General features: G+C 37.5%; 1 protein-coding gene. It reads right to left on the minus strand.

Annotated elements, in window-relative coordinates; all coding sequences use genetic code 11:
- A partial coding sequence (locus M2R48_RS21195; protein WP_262087598.1) for an ESPR domain-containing protein occupies positions 1 to 741 on the minus strand: 741 nt, incomplete at its 3' end.
- Positions 742 to 1,254 lie beyond the last annotated feature (513 nt).

Below are 1,254 nucleotides of genomic sequence, written 5' to 3' on the forward strand. Positions count from 1 at the left end.
AGATGCATTAGCCCCATCACCTATAGCAACTGCTCCACTCGCAAGTGCATTGGTTCTTGCACCCAAAGCCACTCCACCTGTTCCAGCCGCGGAAACAGTAGACTGCGCACCTATTGCAATAGCATCCGTTCCAGCAGACTGTGCACCTCTAGTTGCATTACCACCAATAGCTACAGCACCGCTAGCTGTAGCTCTAACAGCATTTGCAACGGATAAAACATTTCCAGGAGCGGAACCAGTAGCCGTTCCACCCAATGCTACAGCATTTTGTCCTGTTGACTGGCTGCCTTCGCCAAGTGCAGTACTGCCTATTCCAGTTGCTCGACTCTCCACACCAATAGCCGTACCAAAAGCATTGGCTTGGCTATTATGCCCCACAGCCGTTCCAGCAAACCCTGTAGCTTCTGCAAAGGTTCCATATGCAGTTACACTGGAAAGACCATTACCTTTTGCATTACAACCAGCGACCAAAGAATACGTCCCTGAACCATCTGCTGCCTGAGAACTAGTGCTTCCAGGATTTATAGTGCCGACAATCCCAGTACCACCAGTTGTACACGAATTATCTGTATTTATAATAGCTGCATTAACACCGGATGAAAAAGTGATTATCAAACTAACTGTTGCTGCCCCAATAATTCCTGTAACTTTTGAAGATTTTGTCTTCCCTTTTGCTAATTCAGAAACTGCAACCCATGCTAGTAAAGTAGCATTCCAAATTACTTTATATATTCTGTTCATATCACTCCCACCATACATATGATTAAAAGATTGATTAATAGGCTGTTAAAAAACAGTCAGTTGATATACAATCAACCACACCTATTTTTGTGATGCAATCTACACTCTTGGTTAAAAAATGTAAACAGTTAATATTTTTCAAGTATAAAAAGCTTATCACCTTTTTTAAATTAAAACGAATTTGATCAAATAACAAGCAATAAAGATAGGTTTAGTAATAATTTTTAGAAAATATGTAAAAAAACAGGCAGTTGATTGTATATCAACTGTTCATTATAGTCAGTTAAAAATATTATTTTAATGAATTAAATCAATAAATTACAACCAATGAAAAAAAACTCTATATAACGTCTACTTTATTTCACAAAAATTAAAAAATTAATTCTTCTCCTGAGTAACTCAAATTTAAGGCATAACTTGGGTATGAGATCTACCTAATTTGGTAAAATTATTCAATAGTTTCATACTCGCATGAATTTCATTGGCCTGACTTTCAAAGTTTATTGTACTCAG

The sequence above is a fragment of the Acinetobacter sp. I-MWF genome (genome assembly GCF_025433935.1).
GTDB classification, from domain to species: Bacteria; Pseudomonadota; Gammaproteobacteria; order Pseudomonadales; family Moraxellaceae; genus Acinetobacter; species Acinetobacter guillouiae.